Genomic DNA, 21,837 nt, shown 5'->3' with positions numbered 1-21,837 from the left:
AGTAACTCCTCCTCTTGTGCATCTAAAGATGCCTTACACAGAATGATTTAATAGTATTGGAACATCTTTTGGATGTCTTGATAGTTTTTGGTCTGAGTCAGTGACAGCATCAGTAAGATACGTGCTTTTTGTGGGTTTAGTGTGCCTGAGGCAACAAAGCCATATTTGTCGTCATCAATTTCAGCATCCAAAGTGGTTGAGCCGGTTGGTGTGCGAGAGCTCCTTACAACAACAACGCCATCTTTGCTCGCTTTTTCTAACTCATCAAAGACCGTGTGGTATAAGTTACCATTACCGACACCAGCACTTACGATGCCGTCAAACTTCGCATCCACAAAGGCTTTGACTGGTAAGCTCGACGCATTTGCATAGTTATAAACAATGCCTACTTTAGGTAGTGTGTTGAGTTTTGATACATCGAATGGGGTTTCTGTCGTATGTTTACGCTCTGGGCTTCGTTGATATTTGGCATCGCTATTATGAATGTAACCGATAGGACCAAAGTTAGGTGACTGGAAAGTACTGACGGAAGTGGTGTTTGTTTTAGTTACGTCTCGCGCATCGAAAATAGTGTCATTCATCGCGACTAACACGCCGCGCCCTTCAGAATCTTCATCGGTGGCTGTCACGACGGCGTTGTATAAATTAACTGGGCCATCAGCACTCATTGCGGTGGAAGGACGCATTGCACCGACAATCACGACTGGCTTTTTGCTCTTGACGGTCAGATCAAGGAAGTAAGCGGTTTCTTCTAATGTATCGGTACCATGAGTAATGACGATACCGTCAACATCATCTTGAGCGAGCAGTTCGTTGACGCGTTTGGCTAATTTAAGCCATACCTCATCATTCATATCTTGTGAACCGATACTGACCACTTGCTCTCCGGAAATATCGGCAATGTTGGTCATGCTCGGAACGGCAGAAATCAATGATTCGACACCGACTTTACCTGCGGTGTAGTTTGACTCTGTCGCAGATTGACCTGCTCCAGCTATGGTGCCACCAGTGGCAAGGATTTTAATGTTCGGAAGATCGGATTGCGCGAAAGAGAACGAACTGATGCATAAACCGAGAGTTATTGTACTGAGGCGGAAAAGATTTTTCGTCATGGGAATCACCTGCTGTTAGGTTGGATGTTGGGGAACTCATCTATCCTAAAAACAGCGGGTTAGATTTTTTGAGCACTAGTTCAACAAATTGCAGATGAAGATCGTGATCAAGCAATCAGTTAAAGAACATTAATTCAAACAATTAACTTAAATAACGTGCTTCTTTAACAAGTGAGATGTACTAATAACGTGCACAATGCGTTATATGCTCTAATCTATTGATTGGGAAATAAAGAGGGAAGGGAGGCGCGATTAGGTTACTAAACACGAATTGAGAAGTGCAATTTCTTCAAAGTTTACAGTGTAAAAAAAAGCGGCTTTACCCCGGAACAGATAAAAGCCGCTTGCCAATGATGTGTTAATTCACATCTTATCGCATAATCATTTGTTCACGACCAGGACCAACAGAGACCATTTTTACTGGTACGCCCATCAGTTCTTCAATGCGTAGAACGTATTTTTGTGCTGCTACTGGAAGCTCTTCAAACTTACGACAACCTGTGATGTCCTCGCTCCAGCTTTCCATCTTCTCGTAGATTGGCGCAAGAGATGCAGTTTGAGGCCAGATTGGGTTTTCGCTGTGGTCGCCTTCGTAGCCAACACAGATTTTCAGATCGTTAAGGCCAGTCAAACAGTCTACTTTCGTTAGTGCAATTTCAGTTGCGGCTTGCAGTTCAACGCCATTCTTCGTAGCGACTGCGTCGAAGTAACCCATATCGCGCGGACGACCTGTAGTTGCACCGAACTCGCCTGCAAGTTCTCGGAAAGCATCTTGCTCTTCCATTGCAGTGATCAACGTACCAGTACCTACTGATGAGCTGAATGCTTTTGCAACCGCAATAACGCGTTCAGGACGAAGTGCTGGAAGACCACTGCCGATACCCGCGTACATTGATACAACGTTAGAAGATGTTGTCCAAGGGTACTCACCGTAAACAAGGTCACGACCCGCGCCAAGCTGCGCTTCGAACAATAGAGTTTTGTCTTTCGCTTGTAGTTCTTTTAGAGGAAGCGTTACGTTGCAAATTGAATCGCGCCAAGGTGCAGAGACTTCTAGCAGCCAGTTCGCCAGTTCTTCAGCGGTTTGTTCAAACTCGAACGTCGGGTAAAGCGCACGCAGTTGTGGCAGTTTCCAATCCATCATGAATTGAAGGCGTTCAACCAATACTTCTGGTTGCTTCAACCAACCAACTAGGATGCCTTTCTTCATTACGCGGTCACCGTACGCAGGTGCAATACCTTGACGAGTTGAGCCGTATGCTTTGTCGCCTAAACGTTGTTCTTCTAGCGTATCTTCTAGTGCGTGTAGAGGTAGACACAGTGTTGCGCGATCAGAGATGCACATATTCACTTTTACACCCGCTTCTTCAACTTCCGCAATCTCCTGAGACAGCAACGCAGGGCTGATAACCATACCCGGACCTAATACTGCCAAACAGTCTGGGTTGAAAACGCCACTTGGTAGCTGGTGCAGCTTGAACGTACCTAGGTCGTTAACCACGGTGTGACCCGCGTTGTTACCACCTTGGAAACGAATGCTTGCAGAAGCTTGCTCTGCCAAAAAGTCAACGATGCGGCCTTTGCCTTCATCACCCCAGTTTGCACCCACAACAACGATAGACGACATAATTTAATCTCCAAAAACAGATGCAAAAATCTTAAGATGTTCGCCATAATAAGAGAAATTAATTATACTCATTAACTTGATAAGAATCTCATATCGGAATTGGCAATGTTAGATTTGAACTGGCTGCGAACCTTCGTAACTCTTGCAGAGGTAAAGCATTTCGGCAAAACAGCGACGGAACTGCACATGACACAGCCGAACGTCAGCTTGCATATCAAGCAGTTGGAGCAGGCCACGCGCACGAAATTGATTGAGCGAAATCCTGTACAGCTGACGCAGGCGGGGAAGCGTTTGTTAGATACGGCGCAGCGGATGCTTAATGAGCTGCAAATTTGCCAGTCGGATCTCAATGCCATCAACGATCTTACGCAGGGGACGCTTTCTATTGCGGCGAGCGATATCGTTTCACGTTTACTACTTATCAAACCGTTCCAGCAATTCAAAAGTGAATATCCGGGTATCGACTTGGCATTGTTCAATACCACATCTTCTCAAGCGGTGGATTTGGTGAAAAGTGCGCGTGCCGATATCGGCTTTGTTATCGCACAAAAAGAGAGTCAACCGCTGCATTTTACACCTCTCACGCAGATTCACTGGTGTGCGTTTGGCGATAACATTTTTGAGTGGCAGGACAATCGAAAAGAGAGCCAGACGCTGATTCTGCTAGGGCACGATACTCGAACCCGAGAGCTGATTGATGCGTCTTTACCTGAGTTAAATCTGCCTAAGCATCGCGTGATGGAAGTGGGCAGTGTGGAAGCACAAATCGACTGGGCTGAAGCGGGGTTTGGGACTGCTATTGTGCCGGATTTCTCGCTCGATCCGAGATTAAAGCTTTCCCGAGAAGTTACGCCTTTGCCTAGTTTTCCAAACACCGATTTCGGCTACATTGTGCGCCAAAATCAGGTACTCTCCAAAGCCGCCAAACAGCTACTCACTTGGGTTGGAGAGAATGTGTCAGTAGTGGGAGAGTAACGGATGAACGATGACAACATTATTGTTTCGCTTCCCTCTCTGATTCATCGCATTGGCGGTGAGAATGCTAAACGCATTAAAGTCATTGCGGCGGATTGCGGGTGTGACGTTAAGCGAGTTAGGCGTTCTCGTCATTGGCAAGTTTCTGGAGAAGCTTTGAACTTAAAAGCGTTACTTGATCAGCTAAAAGCAGGGCAGTGTGAAGAGCTAAGGTTTGTGATGAATAAGTTGGAGAAAGGGTTATCCGTTCATCAGGACAAACTGGAACCGTTAGAAGAAAAACTGATTCGGTTGGTGGTGCAAAACCCAAATATCACCTTGGCAGAGTTGATGACAGAAACGCACTGTACGATTGCGCAAGCCAGAGCAGCTCGGTTTGAAGCGGAAATGCTCTAGCGTAGAATTTTTATTTACTCATTCTAGCAGCCAATGTTACGGTGCGGGCTATTACTAAAAATTAAGGCCATTTTTTATCATGGATATTTGGAAGCTCCTCCTTTTTATTCCCGCTTGCTTTGCTCTGAATATGACTCCAGGCCCAAACAACTTATTGGCAATGAATAATGCGCGTTGTTACGGTTTTCGTGCCGCGTTTGTCGCTAGTTTAGGGCGTATTACGGCATTTTCTGGCATGATCGCGTTGTCTGCCTCTGGGCTCGCAGTGATTTTGTACACATCAGAAATGCTGTTTTTAGCGTTAAAGCTGGTGGGGGCGTTGTATCTATTGTGGATTGCATTCAACCTTTGGCGTTCGGAATCGAGCCCGATCTCTGAGTTAACTAACTCTCGCAACTATGCAGGGCTTGCGAAACAAGAGTTTACGCTTGCCGCTGGTAACCCGAAGGCGATTCTTATTTTTACTGCGTTTTTGCCGCAGTTTGTTGATGTGAACGCCAACGTTCAAGAGCAGTTTTTTGCCCTTGGCTCCACGTTTTTGATTTTAGAAATGGTCGCCATTTCAATTTACGCGATTTTTGGTTTGTACCTTAGACATTGGTTTTCAAATCCAAAGATGGCGAAACGTTTTAATCGCGGATGTTCGCTGTTTTTAGCCGCATCTGGTGTGAATTTGCTACTAAGTAAGCAATAACGCACATCATTTCTGTAGCGTATTTTTTCTATTAAAAAAAAAGAGCCGCTGATGTTATATCAGCGGCTCTTTTCGTTGATGCATCTATTGTTTGTTGTTACCACATCAAGTCATCTGGCACGACGAAATCTGCGTATGGATCGTCTTCTGCTGGAATGTCCGATTCTGGTTCTTTCTGTTCGATGATGACGGACTCATCACGTTGAGCAATTTTATTCGCTACTCCGCGTGGAATGACAACGTAGCTTTCACCGACAATCGCAATGGCTAGAATGCCTTTAATCAACTGTTCGCGGATGAGAGCATCAACATACAGTGACTTAACCAAGGTGCCATGGGTGAAGTTGTACTTAATATCGCCATCTTTTAAGTCGATCTTGTTCATCTCAATCAATTGATTGATTTGCGCTTTGATCTCTTTATTCAAACGCTCGGCATTTTGCTGTTCGCTCAATTGTTTATCACGCTCTAACTGTTGGCGTTTATTCTCTTCAACCGCCGCTTTTACTTCGCGTGCTTGAACGCGTGATTTTTTAGAGCCTTTCTTCGCTTTCTTTAGTTTCTTTTCATTAACTAAGCCAGCTTTCAGCATTTGTTCTTGAAGGGTAAGTTTTGCCATGTTTCATCCAGTTAGTGCGCAATTTTGTGCATTTTAGCGAGTCCTTATCAGCAAGGAAAGGGCGATGATGACACGTCGGAGAAATTATCGGACTCAAGCAAACGCAATGCGTCCCAAAGCATCACTTGGTTGGAGCTTAGTACAGGAATACCGAAGCGGCTTGAGAAATAAGGCAGTAGATGCATGACTCGCATGTTCGTGCATGAAATAAATACCGCGTCCACAGTGCAATCAATCGACTCAAGCAGCTGCGCTAAGGCATTTTCTACGTCTTGTCCTCCAATGGTTGGGATATGGGGATCGTAGTCGAGATTGAAATACCCAAAGGCCAGAACGTCAATGCCATGTTCGGTCATGGACTCATAAAGTGGGTGATTGACGTCATTAGTATACGGCGTCAGCATAACGATTCTTTGAGCTTGATGGTGTTCAAGCGCTCTCAGTGCGGCTTGCCAAGGGTTAGTTGTTATGGCTTCGGGTCTCTCTTGACGAATTAAATCAGTGATTTGATCGGAGCCAATGAGCACACTAGCTGACGTACAGCCAAACGCCATGACGTTGATTGGCCACATTGGCACGATGGTGCGTACACACTCGCGGATACTGTTTTGCATGTCTGTTAAGTGCAGAGGATCGACAGTACCTGTAGTGAGAAAGCGTGAAGTGTATAAGCGAACATCTGCGGGTAAATGCTCGCGCCATTCGTTTTCTAGCACATAGTCGGTCGCGAGTTGAATGAGTCCGATTGAACGTTGATAAGCGGATACATCCGCCGAAAAATCAAACTGAGTGGTTAAAGATTGAAACGTACAGAGCTCTGGCATGTTACGGCCCTCAAAAAGTGCGGTGGTTGCCCACCGCCAAAGTCACAGGGAATAAGTTACATCGTGGATTGAATGCTGGTGAGTTGTTGAGCGGTATAGTCAGCGATTGCGGTGTCTTGAACGCCAGTCCCTGTTAAATCACATACCGAAACATCGTCAACACGCCTTGAGTAGGGGTGCTTGCCGCAAATGATGTCGCCAAGTTCGACTAGGCTACGGGTGAGCGGTTTGTCTACACCACGTAATTCGCCAAGTGATTCTGACTGACTGATTCGATCGACCACCAGATGCTCAGCGTTTAGGATCACTGAGGTGGCAAGCTCACGTTTATGAGGGCTGTCTGAACCCATAGCGATCACGTGTGCTCCTGATGGGATATCTTCCCAATTCAGCAAAGGTTCTTTTGATGGTGTTGTCGTGACAATAATGTCGGCTTCTTGGCATGCTTGCTGGATAGAGGAGTGTACGGATACGGATAGATCGTATCGTTGCTCCATGCGTTGTTTGTAAGCCTGCGATTTTGTGTTGTCTCTTGCCCAGATGTTCACTTGGGAGATTGGCCTAACTAATTTTATCGCAGCGACTTGGAGTTCTGCTTGAAGCCCGCTGCCAATAACCGTAATTTTGGATGCTTCTGAGTTCGACAAGTATTTCGCGGAGATAGCGCCGGCGAGAGCAGTACGAATGTCGGTTAGATACCCTTCGTCAAACAATACGCTATCAACCAGCCCTGTTTTCGCGCTAAAGAGGACCATCAAACCATTTAGGCTGGGTAGTCCTAGTTTTGGGTTATCAAAAAATCCTGGGCTGATTTTTATCGCGAAGCGCTCATTACCTTTGATATGCGCCGTTTTTACATCCACTTCGCCGTTATGCTCTTCAATTGCCATGCTAAGAATCGGAGGCATGGTGACGTTGCCTTGCCCAAGCGCTTTGAAGCCATTTTCCACGGCCGCTAACGTATTAAGATCTAACTGAGTCACTTGCTCTATCTGAGATTTATTATAGATTTTCATTCGCACGACCTCGGTTATTCTTTGACTTGGCGGCCAATTTTTAATGCCGTCTCAAAAGTGTCTGAAGAGACGTTTTTTCCACTGAGCACCAAAACGACTTTCTTACCGCATAAGTCCAGTTGATGCTGGTGAATGGCGGCAAGCCCCACTGCGGCCGCGCCTTCTACGGCAAATTTTTCTGCATCGAAAATATCTGCCATGCCTTTGGCGATGTTGTGTTCACTGACTAAAAACGCTTTATCCATGACTTCTTGCACGAGTTTGAAGGTATAGCGATTGTCTAAACCTATGCCGCCACCTAAGCTGTCAGCAAACGATTCGTGCTCTTCAACTTGTACTGGTTTTCCTGCTTTAATGCTTTCTACCATCGCTGCGCCTTTGTCCATGGAAACGCCATACACGTTCACTTTGCTGCTGTTTGATTTTGCGGCTAAGCCAATACCACCAATCAATCCGCCGCCAGATAGCCCGGCGAAAATGACGTCGACATCAGGAAGATCTTCAATGATTTCTAGCCCAATGGTCCCTTGTCCGGCGATGATGTCTGGGTGTTCGAATGGTGAGAGATAGGTCATCGACTCTTCTTCTGTTAGCCTCAATGCTTCTCGCTCCGCGTCGTCTTGAGCTTGACCAACTATTCGAACTTCTGCGCCTAATGCTTTAATTGCGTCGACTTTGTTTTGTGGCACTAAATTGGACATACAAATCACGGTGCGGACTCCTAGTCGTTGCCCAGCATAAGCCACGGCACGGCCATGGTTACCAGTAGAGCAAGTGACGACGCCATGTTGTTTTTGTTCCTCACTCAGTTTGTTCATGGCATGAGTCGCTCCACGCAATTTAAAAGCACCAATAGGTTGTAGTGTTTCCAGTTTTAACCAAATTTCACATTGATATTGTTGCGATAACAGTGGTGAGTGAAGTAATGGTGTGCGACTGACTAATCCGTTAATCGCTTTCTTTGCGGCAAAGATTGCTTGTGTTTCCATGTAGTACGTCTCTTAGGACCGCCCCCTCTAATTTGGTCAGAGGGGGCGGTAATCATTGGTAGGTTTGTGAGTTGGTTAATTCGCGGCTATTTTGGCTGCCACTGTTTAGACGTGACGAGGTTATCCATCACTTTATTGACCGCTTGGTGCGCTTTGTCGACAATAGTGTCGATGTCATTACGATTCGCGATAAGCGGTGGAGCAAAGCCGAGGATGTCACCATGTGGCATGGCGCGAGCGATTAAGCCTTGCTCTAAACAGGCTGCCGCGATTTGCGGACCCACTTTCAAGTTTGGATCAAAGTGTGCTCGGCGGAGTTTGTCTGAAGAAAACTCCAACGCATGCAACAAGCCAACGCCACGAGTATCACCGATCAATGGATGATCGTTAAACGTCTCCGCCATACGTTGCTGCAAGTAAGCGCCGACTTCGGCTGCGTTTTGCACCAAGCCTTCACGTTCAATGATATCGAGGTTGCAGTTCGCGGCTGCCGCTCCCATTGGGTGACCGGAGTAGGTATAACCGTGTCCGATAGCGCCCCATTGGTCGGTGCCGTTTTCTAGCACACTCCAAACTCGTTCACCGACGATCACGCCAGACAGCGGTTGATACGCAGAGGTTAACCCTTTCGCTACCGTGATGAGATCCGGTTTCATGTCGTAGTGCAGTGAGCCAAAATCGGAGCCGAGGCGACCAAAGCCACAGACCACTTCATCCGCAATCAAGAGTACATCGTATTTGTCGAGTACTTTGCGAATCGCCTGCCAGTATCCTTCTGGTGGTGGCACAATACCGCCAGTACCGAGCACTGGTTCCGCAATCATCGCTGCTACCGTTTCTGGGCCTTCTTCCAAGATCATTGCTTCGAGTTGATCCGCACAATATTGAGAGAATTCAAGCTCAGACATGATATCGTCTTCACGGCGATAGTAATACGGCGCCATGGTGTGCTTGATGCGCTCAAGCGGTAAATCAAAATGAGCGTGGAACAGAGGCAGCCCTGTCATTGAACCCGAAGCGATACTTGAGCCATGGTAGCCGCGGTCACGGGAGATAATTTTTTTCTTCTCTGGTAGACCACGGGCATTGTTGTAATACCACACCAACTTAAGTTGAGTTTCGTTCGCATCGCTGCCCGACATGCCGTAGTAGACTTTACTCATGCCTTCAGGGGCCATTTTGATGATGCGATCTGACAGTGTCACTAGTGCTTCGTTGGTATGACCGACGTAAGTGTGGTAGTACGCCAGCTCTTTGGCTTGTTCATAAATAGCATCGGCCATTTCAGTCCTGCCATAGCCAATGTTCACACAATACAACCCGGCAAAGCCGTCTATCAGCTCGATGCCTTCTGAATCGGTGATGCGTATTCCGCTTCCGCTCGAGATAATTCTTCCCGAAAGCTCCCCAGCCGCATACTGCTTCAGGTGGGTTGAGGCATGAAATACTCTCTGACGGTCGATCTCTAAAAGTTGTTGGGTTTTGTTGCTCATGATCCTTCTCCTCGAATAATTGGATATCCATATTTCGTGCCTTAACTGCCACTGACGGTTGGTAAAGCGCCTAAGCAGCAGTATTTGATTTCACTGTATTCTTCAAAGCCGTGGCGACTGCCTTCTCGTCCAAGCCCTGACTGTTTCACGCCGCCGAATGGGATAGGGTGGCCAGTCATCTTGACGGAGTTCACGCTCACCATGCCAAATTCCAAACCACGCATGCAGCGCCAAATTTGGTGAATATCGTGGCCATAAACATAGGCAGCTAAGCCGTACTCAGTGTCGTTGCTCATTTCAATCACGGTATCTAAGTCTTGGTAAGGCAACACGCCTGCCACAGGACAAAAATTCTCTTCGCGATACACCGCCATATCAGGGGTGACATCGGCCAGCAATGTCGGCGCGAAGAAGTTTTCGCCTGGTACGGGCTGGTGGTATCCCGCTACCAATCGCGCGCCTTTGTCGAGTGCGTCACGCACCAAATCATGCGCTTTATCCACCGCAGCGCGATTGATCAGCGGCCCCATGGTGGTTTTTTCATCTAAACCATTGCCCAAAACAATGTGGTTCATTTCTTTGGCAAACGCTTCCAAAAACGCTTCGTACTTATCTTCGGGGACGAAAATACGGTTTGCGGCCAAGCAGTCTTGTCCTGCAGTTTGAAACTTGGCATCCACGGCGGCTTTGGCTGCTTGCTCGACATCCATATCTGGCAGCACGATGAAAGGGGCATTACCGCCGAGCTCCATACTGCACTTCTTCACGGTTTGTGCCGCGTCGCGCAGCAGCAACTTACCCACTCGAGTTGAACCTGTGAACGAGAGCGCTTTGACTTTATCGGAGTGACACAAGGTTTGTGACACCATCACCGCATCGCCAGTAATCACGTTAAATACACCAGGTGGAAAGCCGGCTCGGTCTGCTAATTCTGCCAAGGCCAATGCGGAAAAAGGCGTTTCGCTGGCAGGTTTGATTAGCACTGGACAGCCTATCGCTAATGCTGCGGCGGCTTTACGGGTGACCATTGCATTAGGAAAATTCCATGGTGTAATCAGAGCTGCGACACCAATCGGCTCGCGTACCGTCGATAGTTGCGCATTCGGAATATGACTTGGGATGGTTTCGCCATAGCTGCGGCTTGCTTCCTCTGCAAACCAACGAACAAAGGATGCGCCGTAGTCGATTTCACCCAAAGCATCACCTAATGTTTTGCCTTGCTCCATAACCATCAAACGAGCAAGATCTTGTTTTGATTCTAAAATCAGATCGTGCCAACGCATGAGAATTTCAGCGCGTTCTTCTGCTTGCATTTTTCGCCATTGACGAAAGGCTTGGTCGGCTTCATCAATCGCTTGATAGAGTTGTTGCTGAGATAGCTTGGTGATGTAGCCGATGACCGTACCATCTGCTGGATTATCCACCGGATGAAATTGGTCACCACTTACCCATTTGCCATTTATGTACGCTAAACCTCTCACCAAACGTACGTCTTTCATTATCGCCATCATGTCGTGCGAGGCTTTTAATTCCTCAGCATGTAAGCTGTGCAGTGCTGTCATGAGTCCTTCTCCCAGCGTCGTTGTCCATAGTTAAACTGTAATGGAGAAGTGACCGAAATAATTTCTGATGCCGAGGTTTAAACCATCAAAACTTTCTTTTCCACATCGTTAGATATGGTGATTTTTCTGGTCGTCTTTTAAGCGTGTTTTCCCTTTTAGAACAAGGCGTTTTGGTTCACTTCTAATGTGCCTGCATCACGTTTGATTGTTTTCGTCACGATGTAAGTAAAGTAGCGCTCAATGCCCACTTCTGACTCTAACCAGTTGTCGATAAGCCGCTGATATTGATCAATATCTTCCGACTGAATTTTGAGGATGTAATCGACACCGCCGCCTGTGGCATAACAATCAGTGACTTCTGGTGAGTGTTGAACCAGTTGCTCGAAACGTTTGAACGCTTGGGCGCTGTGCTCTTTGAGCGTAACTTCAACCATGACTGACGTTCGTTTGAACAAAACATCGGTATTTACTTTTGCCCCGTAGCCTTCAATGATGCCTGCTTCTTCCAGTTTTTTGACTCGCTCCCAGCAAGGGCTCACAGATAGGTTAATGGCCTCGGCAAGGTGAGATTTGGTAATACGGCCATTGTCATGAAGTATTTGTAAAATTTTTACGTCGTAGCGATCGAGGCGCATAATTGGTCTCCCTGTAAAATACCAATCAGTTCAGAATAGTTGATGACTGGTCAACCGCTATAAGGTGGCCCGAAGGCCACTCCTTTTTCTGTTATTGATTCTGTTATTGATTGAACTCTTGTTCCAGTGAGCTCAGCACTGCTTTACCGCTGTCGCCTGTAAGCTCGATGTATTTGTCCCGCATTGGCATAGAAGCTTGTTTAAATGCTGCACGTTCGTCACTGTCGAGTTTTATCATCTGCATATCTGGTTTGGCTTGCTTAATTTGATCAAGACGTTTTTGGTTAAACTCATCCTGTTTTTCAAATATAAAGTCAGTCATACCAGCGATGACTTTATTGACCTGATCTTGGCGGGCTTGTGGGAGGGTTTCGAACCAACTGTTGTTGGTAATGACAGTAGTAGTAAATTGTTGTTGTCCTGCCCAGATCATGTAGTCATTCACTTCGTAGAACTTCATTTCTTCGATAGCAAAAACGGGGTTTACTTGACCATCGATCATTTTAAGTTGCAGAGCACCATAGACTTCTGAGTAGGGCAAAGGCGTAGGGTCGGCTCCAAACGATTTATAAGCCTCAACCAGCATTGGCGATGCCATCACGCGTATTTTGAAGTTATCAAAATCTTTTGGAGAACGAATCTCACGGTTGGTCGTCCACACCATTTCACCTTCTGGATACATAGTGAGAAGTTTGAGGTTTTTCTGTTCTAGCTTTCCGCCGAGTGTGTCATAGATAGTAGGGCTTGAACTTAGCACTTTTTTATTCACATCATTGTCTTGCGACAAAAGGTAAGGGATGGAGAAAACCTGCATTTCGGGCACGAATGAACCAAAAATACCTGGCGATGCGTTGGTAAATTGGATAATACCGTTCGCAGTAAGCTCGGTAAGATCTTCTGACTGACCCAATGTACCGTATGGATAGACTTCCACTGTGACGTCGCCATCGGTTGCATTTTCGATGCGCTTTTTAAACTCTTGCGCATAAGCATCTTGCACCGAGCCTTTGACTTCTTCTAGAGCGAATTTCCACGTCTCTGCATAAACATTGCTGGTGGCAAAGCTGGCAGCGATCAGTACGGCACTCGTTAGGTAGCTGTGTTTCATCGGATTCATCCATTTCTTCCTTAATCAGTTTGTGAGTCAATTCACCAACGGCAGGTGATACACCAGACCCGATGTTGTGTCGTGTTTAGGGCGTGTTGACCTTTCGAGCTGATTTTTGCAGCGATTTGTGGGTGGCCTGCATAAAAAGCCGATAACGCAGTAGAAATGAACCACAAAGGCTGCCCGAAGGGTTCGAGCTAGGCGCCCCCGCAAAAATCGTTTTATGCTTTGTTGAAGACCATTTGCTTAGAATGACTAGGCTGCATAGTCTTCGCTGCGCCTAAAACGATTTTACCTCGAACAAAATTTAACCGCGAAAGGTCAATACGCCCTAGTAAGAGTTAGTTTAATTCGCCACAGTCTTCGGCAATTACGGCGACCGTGTCACCAATGTTGACCATGGCAGGGAAACGACGTGCAGCAAAAATCCCACTGCGCTGCGCTTTGTATTCGATAGGGTCGCTCCCTGTACGCTCGGTTGAATAGATTCTTGCCAGTACATCGTCTTGTTTGATGGTATCGCCAAGCTCAAATAAGTATTCGGTGATACCGTTGTGCTGGCTTTGCACGTAGCAACTTGCATCGGGCATATCAAGCAACCTAGTTGGCAGGGTTGGTTTTTCGTAATCACCTGATAAGTTGCCCGAAAAACGCAAGAAGTTACGAATACCTCGGTCGGCATAAGCGATGGTTTCTGGAGTGCTGGTTCCGCCACCTCTGAGCTCTGTGGTGACGAAAATTTTGCCTTGAGATTCCACTGCGGTGTCGTACAGGCTAGTGGCGTCCATTTCGAGCAAGATCATGGTGTAAGGTGCGCCAAACAGTTTCGCACCTAAGATGCATGCTTCTTCCTGATCGAGGTTGTCGAGACGATGGGCTGCGGCGAAAGGCACGATGTCTAACGTTTTTCCACCTGAATGAATGTCTAACGCAAAATCGCACATGGGTACTAAGTAACGAGTAAAGTAATCCGCGATTTTTTCGGTCATTGAGCCTACAGGGTTTCCGGGAAAGCTGCGATTTAAATTCCCTTTATCGATAGACGATGTGCGCGAGGCATTTTGTACCGCAGGTAAGTTCATCATTGGCACAATAATGACGCGACCTTGGATTTGCTCTGCTTGCAGCGAGTTAGCCAATTTAAGTAGGCTGGTAATGCCTTCGTATTCATCACCGTGATTACCGCCAGTAAGCAGCGCCGTTGGCCCGTGACCATTTTTGATCACGGTGATAGGTATCATGATGCTTCCCCAAGCGGAGTCATCATGGGAATAGGGCAGCGCTAAAAAGCCGTGCTGCACGCCTTCTCGGTCAAAGTCTACGGTGGCTGTGATCGAGCTCTTTTGCATATCGAGTCCTTTTTGTTCTTAAGCCTAGTTCAACAGAACTTACGGTTTGAAAAATTAGTGTTTAACAAATAAGTGGCGTGGAAAATCACACAGTGTTTTTGCACCATCACGGGTGATCACAATGCTTTCGGTGGTTTCTAACCCCCAATCTTCAAACCATAGCCCCGGCATAAAGTGGAATGTCATGCCTTCTTTTAATACGGTTTTATCGGTGTCTCGCAAGCTCATGGTTCGTTCGCCCCAGTCAGGAGGGTAGCTCAGACCAATTGGGTAACCACAGCGGGCGCCTTCACGTGAGAATCCTGCTTTATCCAGAACTTGGTTCAATGCGTTGGCGATGTCGGCGCAGGTATTGCCTGGTCTTGCCACTTCTAAGCCTGCTTCGAGACCTAAGGTTAATGCTTCATCTGCACGTTTGAATTTGTCGTCCGGTTCTCCAAGAAAAATAGTGCGAGAGAGTGGGCAATGGTAACGGCGATGCGCGCCAGCGATTTCGAAAAAAGTACCTTCGCCTTTTTTGAAAGGTCTATCGTCCCACGTTAGGTGAGGTGCAGAAGCATCAGAACCAGATGGCAAAAGCGGCACGATCGCGGTGTAATCGCCAAAGTGATCTTCATGCCCAAGTACTGCTTGGCGGTTAATCTCGGCGACAAGGTGATGTTTCGGCAATCCTGGCTCGATCATATCGAACGCGACACGATGCATGTTTTCAACAATGCGAGCTGCGCGGTACATATAAGCCAGTTCTTGATCAGATTTAACGGCGCGACACCAATTGACTAGCCCGGTTGCATCGAGAAGTTGAGCATTCGGCAAGTGCGTGGTGAGTGACTCGTAAGCGGTGGCACTAAAGTAATAGTTATCTTTTTCCACCCCGATACGGCCGCGATCCCAAAGACGCGGGGCGAGTACCGCTTCTACCAGAAAATCCATTGGGTGCAATGGTGGGTTCATTACATAGTGGTCTGGGTAGTAGGTGATATTTTCTGCCAACATATATGCAGTTCTGTATGCCCCATTGGCATCTTGGCAGCGCCCAAACCAAACAGGCTCGCCAGATGATCCTACAACGACACATTGTGGGACATAAAAAGACCAACCGTCATAACCTGTCAGCCATGCCATGTTAGAAGGATCGTGAATGATAAGGACATCCAACTCTCGTTCTTCCATCGACTGCCGAACTTTTGTTAATCGGTCCTGGAATTCATCCAGTGTAAAATGCAAAGCAACGCCTCTCATATTTTCTCCTTGTTAAAAATCCGACGCCTTATGGGCCTTCGGAGACGTTGAGGTATTTCTACCTTCCACCAGGTCAGCCAGACCTGCGTTTAAAAACTATTGCAACTCACCACTGCGGCTGGGTTTGGATTAAACGATGCCATTTAACATGTTTGTTGAATCTATATTTCTCATGTCAATCATTACAATTGTGGTTCATTTTTGTGCATTACACCGCATTTGATGGCTAAAAACTCGCCATTTGTTAAATTGAAGTTACAATGAGCATTAAAAATGAATCAATTAAAATATTGTGTCATGACAATTTCTTTGAACCCGATCATTCGCCCAGGCACCGCTAAGTACATCTCCATTGGCAATTATCTTGTCGAATGTGTCCGCAGTGGTTACCTAAAACCCGGTACTCGACTACCCACACATCGTGAGTTTGCGGAGCAAATTGGCGTGAGCGTACAAACCGTCAGTCATGCATATGGTTATGCAGAGAAAAAAGGTGCGCTCGAGTCTTGGGTGGGAAACGGTACGTTTGTAAAATCAGGCTTTGTGGATGAAAGCACGGACACGGAGTTCATGCTGACGCAAGAGATGAAAGAAACGCCGGATGAAATTGATATGTCGATCGCTCATCCGGTAGTAACCGATCGCCACATTACGCTTTTTAATCAGGCGTTAATGGAAATTGCTGGGCAAACAAACAATCGCAGTTTGATCAGTAAAGCAAAGCCAGTAACAGGTCAGCCTCATCATATTGAGTCCGGAGCGCGATTTCTCAGTAGCCAAGGGTTAGACGTTGGTACCGATCAAATATTACTCACAAACGGTGCATGCCATGGCTTGACCTTGGCTTTAAGCACCGTTGTTGAACACGGTGATTTAGTCGCTTGTGGCCACTTAGTCGATCATGGCTTGATCTCTCGCTCGAGAATGCTTGGATTTAAGTTACAGCCGCTTGAGATGGATGAGTTTGGTATCACGCCGGATGCATTTGAATGGGCATGTAAACACAAACCAATCAAGGCGCTGTGTTGCACACCGAGCATGGCCAATCCGAATAGTGCGCATATGGACATTTCGCGCCGAGAGGCGATAGCAAATATTGCGAAGCAGTATGAGATCTACGTGATTGAAGATGATGTGTATGGAGCACTAGAGCCCAATCGTGTCCCACCTCTCGCCGCACTGTTACCCGAGCAGGCTTTTTATGTAACCAGTTTAACCAAAGTCGTAGCGCCAGGTATGCGTACGGGCTATTTAACGGTCCCACGTCATTTTTTGCAGCATGCGATTGGCCGTTTAGCTGCGACGAGTTGGTCTGCGACCCCGTTACCGTTTGAAGTCGCTCATTTGTGGATCGAAAACGGTACATTAAATCGACTTGTTCGATTTCAAGTCAATGAATTTGCCAAGCGCCAGCGAATAGCAAAAGCCACTTTAGAAGGGCATGTTTACAGCTCACACCCGAATGGTCAGCACATTTGGTTGAGGTTACCCGAGCAGTGGAGCAGTGATGATCTGGTCGCTTCGGCTAAGCGTTCTGGGGTGCAGATCACGGGGTATAAACCTTTTGTTCTCGATACTAATCAGCCAATGCCTTACGTGCGAATCAGTTTGGGAGCAGAGACTAATCGAGGCTACATCAAGCATGGGTTGTCTGTGATTGCAGAAATTCTCGATACAAACCCTCCAACCTCTCACTTTTTGGTCTGAGCAGTATGCTCTGACCAATTTTTTCTGCGAAAGCGCCAAGTTCAGAAAATCTTTCTTATTCACCTGATTGACTTGATTGTCATGAAAAAGATAACGTTTCATTAACATTTTTGTTGATCAGGAGCAGCGCGGATGAAAGGGATTTTTCAGTGGCTAGATAAATATATACAGAAAGCGGAGGCGGCACTGCTCATTGGCTCGGTGCTTCTTATTGCGTTGAACTCAATTGCTAACGTATTAGGGCGCTACCTCTTTAGCCAAAGCATCTACTTTTCAGAAGAACTCAATTATTTCCTCATTATCGCCGTCACGTTTATTGGTTGCAGTTATGCTGCCCGCCAATCTCGCCATATCCGTATGACGGCATTTACCGATATGCTTCCAAAGCGTATACAAACTTTAGCCAACGGCATTATTTATTTACTCACCGCTGCATTGGTGGCGGTACTAACTTGGTATTCGTGGCAATACATTGGCAAGGTGAGCCAAATGGGGCGTCTTTCTCCTGCAATGCAAGTACCTTTGAGTTGGGTGTACTTAATCGCACCGATTGGCCTTTTCTTTAGCACGGTTCAGTTCGCGCGTGTGGGTGGTCGCCATATCAAACGTTTCATAACGCTGACAAAGCTTTCACGCTCATCTCGACCAGATGGCATCGGCTCTGCCACTAAGCAGGAGAAAGCGCTATGACGACCGCTCTTGTTGCAACGATGATCACGTTGTTGGCTTTTGGCTTTCCGATGTTGGTACCGCTATTAGCGGCGACCATGTTGGGATTTATTGTTTTTCTTGGCTTGGGACCAGATTTTATGATCCAGCAAATGCTTGCTGGCATCAAACCCGCTGCGTTGATCGCTGTGCCTATGTTTATTCTCGCAGCAGAAATTATTACCCGAGGCGTGGCAGCAACGCGCTTGCTAGATGTCGCAATGGCGTTTGTTGGGCACGTTCGTGGCGGTCTGGCGATCACCTCATCGCTTAGCTGTGCGATGTTTGGTGCGGTATCGGGGTCGACACAAGCCACCGTTGTTTCTGTTGGCTCTATTATGCGACCGAAAATGTTGGAGTATGGCTACAAAGACAGTTTTGCTCTGGCTTTGATTATTAACGCCTCTGACTTAGCGCTCCTTATTCCACCGAGTATCGGTATGATCATCTATGGTGTGGTGTCTGGAACATCGGTTGCTGAGCTGTTTATTGCTGGTATTGGACCGGCGATCGTGATTTTATTGATGTTTTCTGCCTACTGTTATTTTTATGCAGGCAAAAGCTCTGTAGAAAATGCCCCGCGAGCCAGCTGGAAAGAACGTTGGACCACAATACGTAAAGCGGTTTTACCATTTGGTTTTCCGATCATTACTGTTGGCGGTATTTATGCTGGAGTATTTAGCCCTACCGAAGCGGCGTCGGTTTCGGTGTTGTACGCAGTGTTATTAGAAATGGTTATCTTCCGTAAAGTGAAATGGAAGGAGCTTGGCGAAATCGCGCTTTCTACGGGCATGGTTACCGCGGTGGTATTTATCTTAGTCGCAGCAGGGGCTGCTTTTTCTTGGGTAATTTCATTTGCCCAGATCCCGCAAGAATTGTTGGGTATGATCGGGATTAATGATCTTTCGCAGACCGAGTTACTGGTCGTTATTTCAATTGCGTTCTTTATTGGTTGTATGTTCGTTGATCCAATCGTAGTGATGCTGATTTTGATCCCTATCTTTGCACCTGTGATTAAGTCCTCTGGCATTGACCCAGTACTGGTCGGCACCATCGTGACCTTGCAAGCTGCGATAGGTTCTGCAACGCCGCCATTCGGTTGTGATATTTTCACCGCGATTGCCGTGTTTAAACGCCCTTATGTAGAAGTGATTCGCGGCACACCACCGTTTGTGTTCATCTTGCTTTTGGTCTCTGTGATGCTGATTTTCTTCCCTTCGATTTCACTTTTCTTACGTGATTTAGCGTTTCGATAGTATCGACTAAACGCTCAAAGCCGCTGAATATCGGCGGCTTTTTAATCTATGCTCTCAAACTGGTTCAACTTATTCTGTTCTCCAGTCTCCATTGGCTGGGCGACTTTCCTGTCCAACTGCGAAAGTGGCGGCTGAATACCGCAGTTTCTGCATAACCCAGTTGCAACGCGATATCGGTAATACTCTGAATATTCTCACTTAAACGCTGCTCGGCGAAATCCTGACGCACTTGCTGCAACAGCTGTCGATAACTCGTGCTCTGCTGCTTTAGCTTGCTTTGCAGCATTCTCGGATGCAGGTCTAATGCTCTTGCAACGCGCTCCACGCTGCATTCTCCCGTCGACAACAAACGACCAATCATATTCGCTGCTTGATCACTCAGATTGTTAGGATAGCGGGTTTGCAAATACTTGAGGTGCTGTTGAAAGTGGCGATCCAGTGCGTCTTCGTCTTGGTGATTCTTAGCGTTGAGCAGGTTGGCTTTGAGCAATACACCGTCAAACTTATCACCAAAACGCAGTTTGTTCTGTTGGGCAAACTTGCTTTGCTCTACTTCCAATGTTGCGTGTTGAGTCAAATGTAGCGCGAAGTGGCTTGCTTCAATATCGAGCAAACTGGCGATAAACATGGCTAAGTGTGACACACTTAGCTGCATCAACTGCGCAATACCGCGGTCACTATTCACATCAATATTGAGCGACAATCGTACCCAATCATCTTGTGGCGTCATGTTGAGAGTAACGCCTGACGAATGCAAATAGAGATAATCATTCACCCGCGCCAATGCATCACCGACCGTTTCAGCACGAGAAACCAGCATCGGCAAATCGCCTAAACTTTGCAGGTTTTGGCGCTCGGCGAGTAACGCACCAAACAACGGTTGCTTACAACGAGCAGCCGCTTCCTCCAGCAATTCAGCCAATCTTGGATAAGCGAGATACGTATCGGGATCGCGAAACTGCGCGGCAGACAGGCCAGCAGCGGCCATTATCTCTTGCGGATTCTGACCTAATTCTGAAACCAAGCTATCAAATTTATCGGCAGCGCCACTTCGTACGATATACATGTCTCGATTTTTAAATGTTAACAGGTTGTAAATCGCAATATATCAAATTTACTTCGTAAAAGGTCAAGTGAGTGCCAGTGAGTTGATCTAAGTTACATTTCGATAACAACAACGCATGGATGAGAAGCTGTATGGAACTTATCAATAAAACTGCCATAGTGACTGGCGCTGCGGGTGGAATTGGGCAAGCTATTATTGCAAAGCTAAGAGAGCAAGGAGCCAAAGTGCTTGCTGTCGATATTTCAGAGCAATCACTGCAAATGTACGCAAGTTTTGGCTTTAAGCAGTTGGAAACCTTTGTTGCGGACGTCACCGATTACCAACAAGTCGAAGCCATGGTGAAGTACGCGGTCGAACAATTTGGATCACTTGACATCATGGTCAACAATGCAGGCATCGGCGCACCGAAACCTCTGCTTGAACATGATCCTATCGCCGACTTTGAGCCTATCTCTAAAGTCAACCAAAACGGCGTTTACTATGGCATTCTCGCCGCTGGACGACAATTCCAAGCGCAAGGGACACCGGGCGTGATCCTCAATACCTCTTCCGTTTACGCCCAAATGGCCTCCGAGATGACGTTTACCTACAACGTCAGTAAAGCCGCAGTCGATATGATGACCAAATGCGCCGCTCTAGAGTTAGCGCCTCTGGATATTCGTGTGTGTGCCGTCGCTCCGGGACGTGTCGATACTCCGATGTTAAGGCAATACGAAGAGATCGGCTTGTGGAACCACATCCGCAAAGAACAGATGCGCCAAAACTTCACGCAACCAGAAGAGATTGCCAACGTGGTAGCGTTTCTTGTCAGCGAGAAAGCCAACTGTATCAACGGCTGCACCATTAGCGCATCTGACGGTTTCGAGAATTTTAAGTACCCGCTCATGGGATAGATGGAATAGGCGAGCACGCCAAATTACAGCAATAGTGAGGATGTAAGTTATGTCATTACCAGAAGTTATTCAGCATCAAGATTTCCTATTAACTCTTAATACTAATGAAGAGTCGATCATTAAAGACGCGCTACCGGGTGTTGATGTTTACCCGCTGTTTCTTGACCCAGAAAATGGTACGTGGGTGATTCGCGCCAAGTTCAAACCGGGTATCACTCTGCCTAAGCACTTCCATACTGGTGTGGTGCATTTCTATACACTGAGTGGCGCGTGGCACTACATCGAGTATCCAGACCAAGTCCAAACCGCTGGTAGCTACTTATATGAGCCGGGCGGTTCGATTCATACCTTTCACTGTCCAGAAGAGTCGGGTGGTGCAGATGGCTTTATGGTGATCCAAGGTGCGAACATTAACTTTGACGAAGAGGGTAACTTCCTCAACATCATGGACGCAGGTTGGATTGAGCAAGTGGTGGTTGCCGCCGCCAAAGCGCAAGGTTTTACTGCACGCTACATCAAGCCGGGTGCGATTGCTGGCCTGAGTGATGATCTTGCGGAGTAATCTC

Annotated in this window: 21 protein-coding genes; 8 read left to right on the top strand and 13 right to left on the bottom strand. The window is 47.0% G+C overall.

Annotated features, from left to right (window positions below):
- Positions 1-47: 47 nt before the first annotated feature.
- Positions 48-1,112 (bottom strand): L-asparaginase 2, encoded by a 1,065-nt coding sequence (gene ansB / locus EX191_RS06795; protein ID WP_006741383.1) that lies wholly within the window; start codon positions 1,110-1,112, stop codon positions 48-50.
- A 370-nt stretch (positions 1,113-1,482) separates the two neighbouring features.
- The gene (locus EX191_RS06790; RefSeq protein WP_005373814.1) at positions 1,483-2,739 is read right to left on the bottom strand and encodes an adenylosuccinate synthase; all 1,257 of its coding nucleotides are present in this window, start codon (positions 2,737-2,739) and stop codon (positions 1,483-1,485) included.
- Between the two features lie 105 nt (positions 2,740-2,844).
- On the opposite strand from EX191_RS06790, the gene EX191_RS06785 reads away from it, so the two are divergent.
- The 3 genes from EX191_RS06785 to EX191_RS06775 all read left to right on the top strand — a co-directional run bounded on the left by EX191_RS06785 (position 2,845) and on the right by EX191_RS06775 (position 4,804).
- Positions 2,845-3,714: a LysR family transcriptional regulator gene (locus tag EX191_RS06785; protein WP_193447417.1), complete on the top strand. Its 870-nt coding sequence runs from the start codon at positions 2,845-2,847 to the stop codon at positions 3,712-3,714.
- A gap of 3 nt (positions 3,715-3,717) precedes the next feature.
- Entirely contained in the window at positions 3,718-4,110 is a 393-nt protein-coding gene (locus tag EX191_RS06780) for a ribosome recycling factor family protein (protein ID WP_047008054.1), read from the top strand.
- Between the two features lie 79 nt (positions 4,111-4,189).
- On the top strand, positions 4,190-4,804 hold the full coding sequence (locus EX191_RS06775; protein WP_006741386.1) for a LysE family translocator: 615 nt from the start codon (positions 4,190-4,192) through the stop codon (positions 4,802-4,804).
- 97 nt (positions 4,805-4,901) lie between these two features.
- Here EX191_RS06775 and EX191_RS06770 read toward each other — a convergent pair whose 3' ends face one another.
- From EX191_RS06770 to doeA, 10 genes are all read right to left on the bottom strand, one after another.
- Positions 4,902-5,423: a DUF2058 domain-containing protein gene (locus EX191_RS06770; protein WP_006741387.1), complete on the bottom strand. Its 522-nt coding sequence runs from the start codon at positions 5,421-5,423 to the stop codon at positions 4,902-4,904.
- A 47-nt stretch (positions 5,424-5,470) separates the two neighbouring features.
- Positions 5,471-6,247: a maleate cis-trans isomerase family protein gene (locus EX191_RS06765; RefSeq protein WP_134645445.1), complete on the bottom strand. Its 777-nt coding sequence runs from the start codon at positions 6,245-6,247 to the stop codon at positions 5,471-5,473.
- A 56-nt stretch (positions 6,248-6,303) separates the two neighbouring features.
- Positions 6,304-7,263 (bottom strand): cyclodeaminase, encoded by a 960-nt coding sequence (locus tag EX191_RS06760; protein ID WP_193447416.1) that lies wholly within the window; start codon positions 7,261-7,263, stop codon positions 6,304-6,306.
- Positions 7,264-7,277: 14 nt separating this feature from the next.
- A complete protein-coding gene (gene eutB, locus EX191_RS06755; RefSeq protein WP_193447415.1) occupies positions 7,278-8,252 on the bottom strand; it encodes a hydroxyectoine utilization dehydratase EutB in 975 nt (324 codons plus the stop codon).
- Positions 8,253-8,338: 86 nt separating this feature from the next.
- Entirely contained in the window at positions 8,339-9,745 is a 1,407-nt protein-coding gene (locus EX191_RS06750; RefSeq protein ID WP_193447414.1) for an aspartate aminotransferase family protein, read from the bottom strand.
- A gap of 41 nt (positions 9,746-9,786) precedes the next feature.
- On the bottom strand, positions 9,787-11,307 hold the full coding sequence (locus EX191_RS06745; RefSeq protein WP_193447413.1) for an NAD-dependent succinate-semialdehyde dehydrogenase: 1,521 nt from the start codon (positions 11,305-11,307) through the stop codon (positions 9,787-9,789).
- Between the two features lie 155 nt (positions 11,308-11,462).
- Complete coding sequence (locus EX191_RS06740) at positions 11,463-11,942, bottom strand: Lrp/AsnC family transcriptional regulator (RefSeq protein WP_006741393.1); 480 nt, start codon at positions 11,940-11,942, stop codon at positions 11,463-11,465.
- A gap of 103 nt (positions 11,943-12,045) precedes the next feature.
- Complete coding sequence (locus EX191_RS06735) at positions 12,046-13,059, bottom strand: TRAP transporter substrate-binding protein (RefSeq protein WP_104972313.1); 1,014 nt, start codon at positions 13,057-13,059, stop codon at positions 12,046-12,048.
- 332 nt (positions 13,060-13,391) lie between these two features.
- A complete protein-coding gene (gene doeB / locus EX191_RS06730; protein ID WP_193447412.1) occupies positions 13,392-14,399 on the bottom strand; it encodes a N(2)-acetyl-L-2,4-diaminobutanoate deacetylase DoeB in 1,008 nt (335 codons plus the stop codon).
- Positions 14,400-14,453: 54 nt separating this feature from the next.
- A complete protein-coding gene (gene doeA, locus EX191_RS06725; RefSeq protein WP_193447411.1) occupies positions 14,454-15,641 on the bottom strand; it encodes an ectoine hydrolase DoeA in 1,188 nt (395 codons plus the stop codon).
- 273 nt (positions 15,642-15,914) lie between these two features.
- Between doeA and ehuR the strand changes: the two genes are divergently transcribed.
- From ehuR to EX191_RS06710, 3 genes are all read left to right on the top strand, one after another.
- Positions 15,915-17,348 carry a MocR-like ectoine utilization transcription factor EhuR gene (gene ehuR / locus EX191_RS06720; protein WP_080936811.1) on the top strand — a complete coding sequence of 478 codons (1,434 nt, stop codon included), beginning with the start codon at positions 15,915-15,917 and terminating at the stop codon, positions 17,346-17,348.
- Positions 17,349-17,480: 132 nt separating this feature from the next.
- Positions 17,481-18,038 carry a TRAP transporter small permease gene (locus EX191_RS06715; RefSeq protein WP_047008059.1) on the top strand — a complete coding sequence of 186 codons (558 nt, stop codon included), beginning with the start codon at positions 17,481-17,483 and terminating at the stop codon, positions 18,036-18,038.
- Positions 18,035-19,312: a TRAP transporter large permease gene (locus EX191_RS06710; RefSeq protein ID WP_005392736.1), complete on the top strand. Its 1,278-nt coding sequence runs from the start codon at positions 18,035-18,037 to the stop codon at positions 19,310-19,312. Before EX191_RS06715 ends, EX191_RS06710 begins: the two co-directional genes overlap by 4 nt.
- A 64-nt stretch (positions 19,313-19,376) precedes the next feature.
- Here EX191_RS06710 and EX191_RS06705 read toward each other — a convergent pair whose 3' ends face one another.
- Complete coding sequence (locus EX191_RS06705; RefSeq protein WP_193447410.1) at positions 19,377-20,378, bottom strand: AraC family transcriptional regulator; 1,002 nt, start codon at positions 20,376-20,378, stop codon at positions 19,377-19,379.
- Positions 20,379-20,509: 131 nt separating this feature from the next.
- Here EX191_RS06705 and EX191_RS06700 point away from each other — a divergent pair, with 131 nt between their 5' ends.
- Together EX191_RS06700 and EX191_RS06695 are read left to right on the top strand one after the other, a co-directional pair.
- On the top strand, positions 20,510-21,271 hold the full coding sequence (locus tag EX191_RS06700; protein ID WP_193447409.1) for an SDR family NAD(P)-dependent oxidoreductase: 762 nt from the start codon (positions 20,510-20,512) through the stop codon (positions 21,269-21,271).
- Positions 21,272-21,320: 49 nt separating this feature from the next.
- Positions 21,321-21,833 (top strand): 2,4'-dihydroxyacetophenone dioxygenase family protein, encoded by a 513-nt coding sequence (locus tag EX191_RS06695; protein ID WP_048624776.1) that lies wholly within the window; start codon positions 21,321-21,323, stop codon positions 21,831-21,833.
- Positions 21,834-21,837 lie beyond the last annotated feature (4 nt).

The sequence above is a fragment of the Vibrio chemaguriensis genome (genome assembly GCF_012275705.1).
Lineage (GTDB): Bacteria > Pseudomonadota > Gammaproteobacteria > Enterobacterales > Vibrionaceae > Vibrio > Vibrio diabolicus.
The sequence above is the reverse complement of the archived record's forward strand: the minus strand, read 5'-3'. Positions and strand labels throughout refer to the sequence as shown.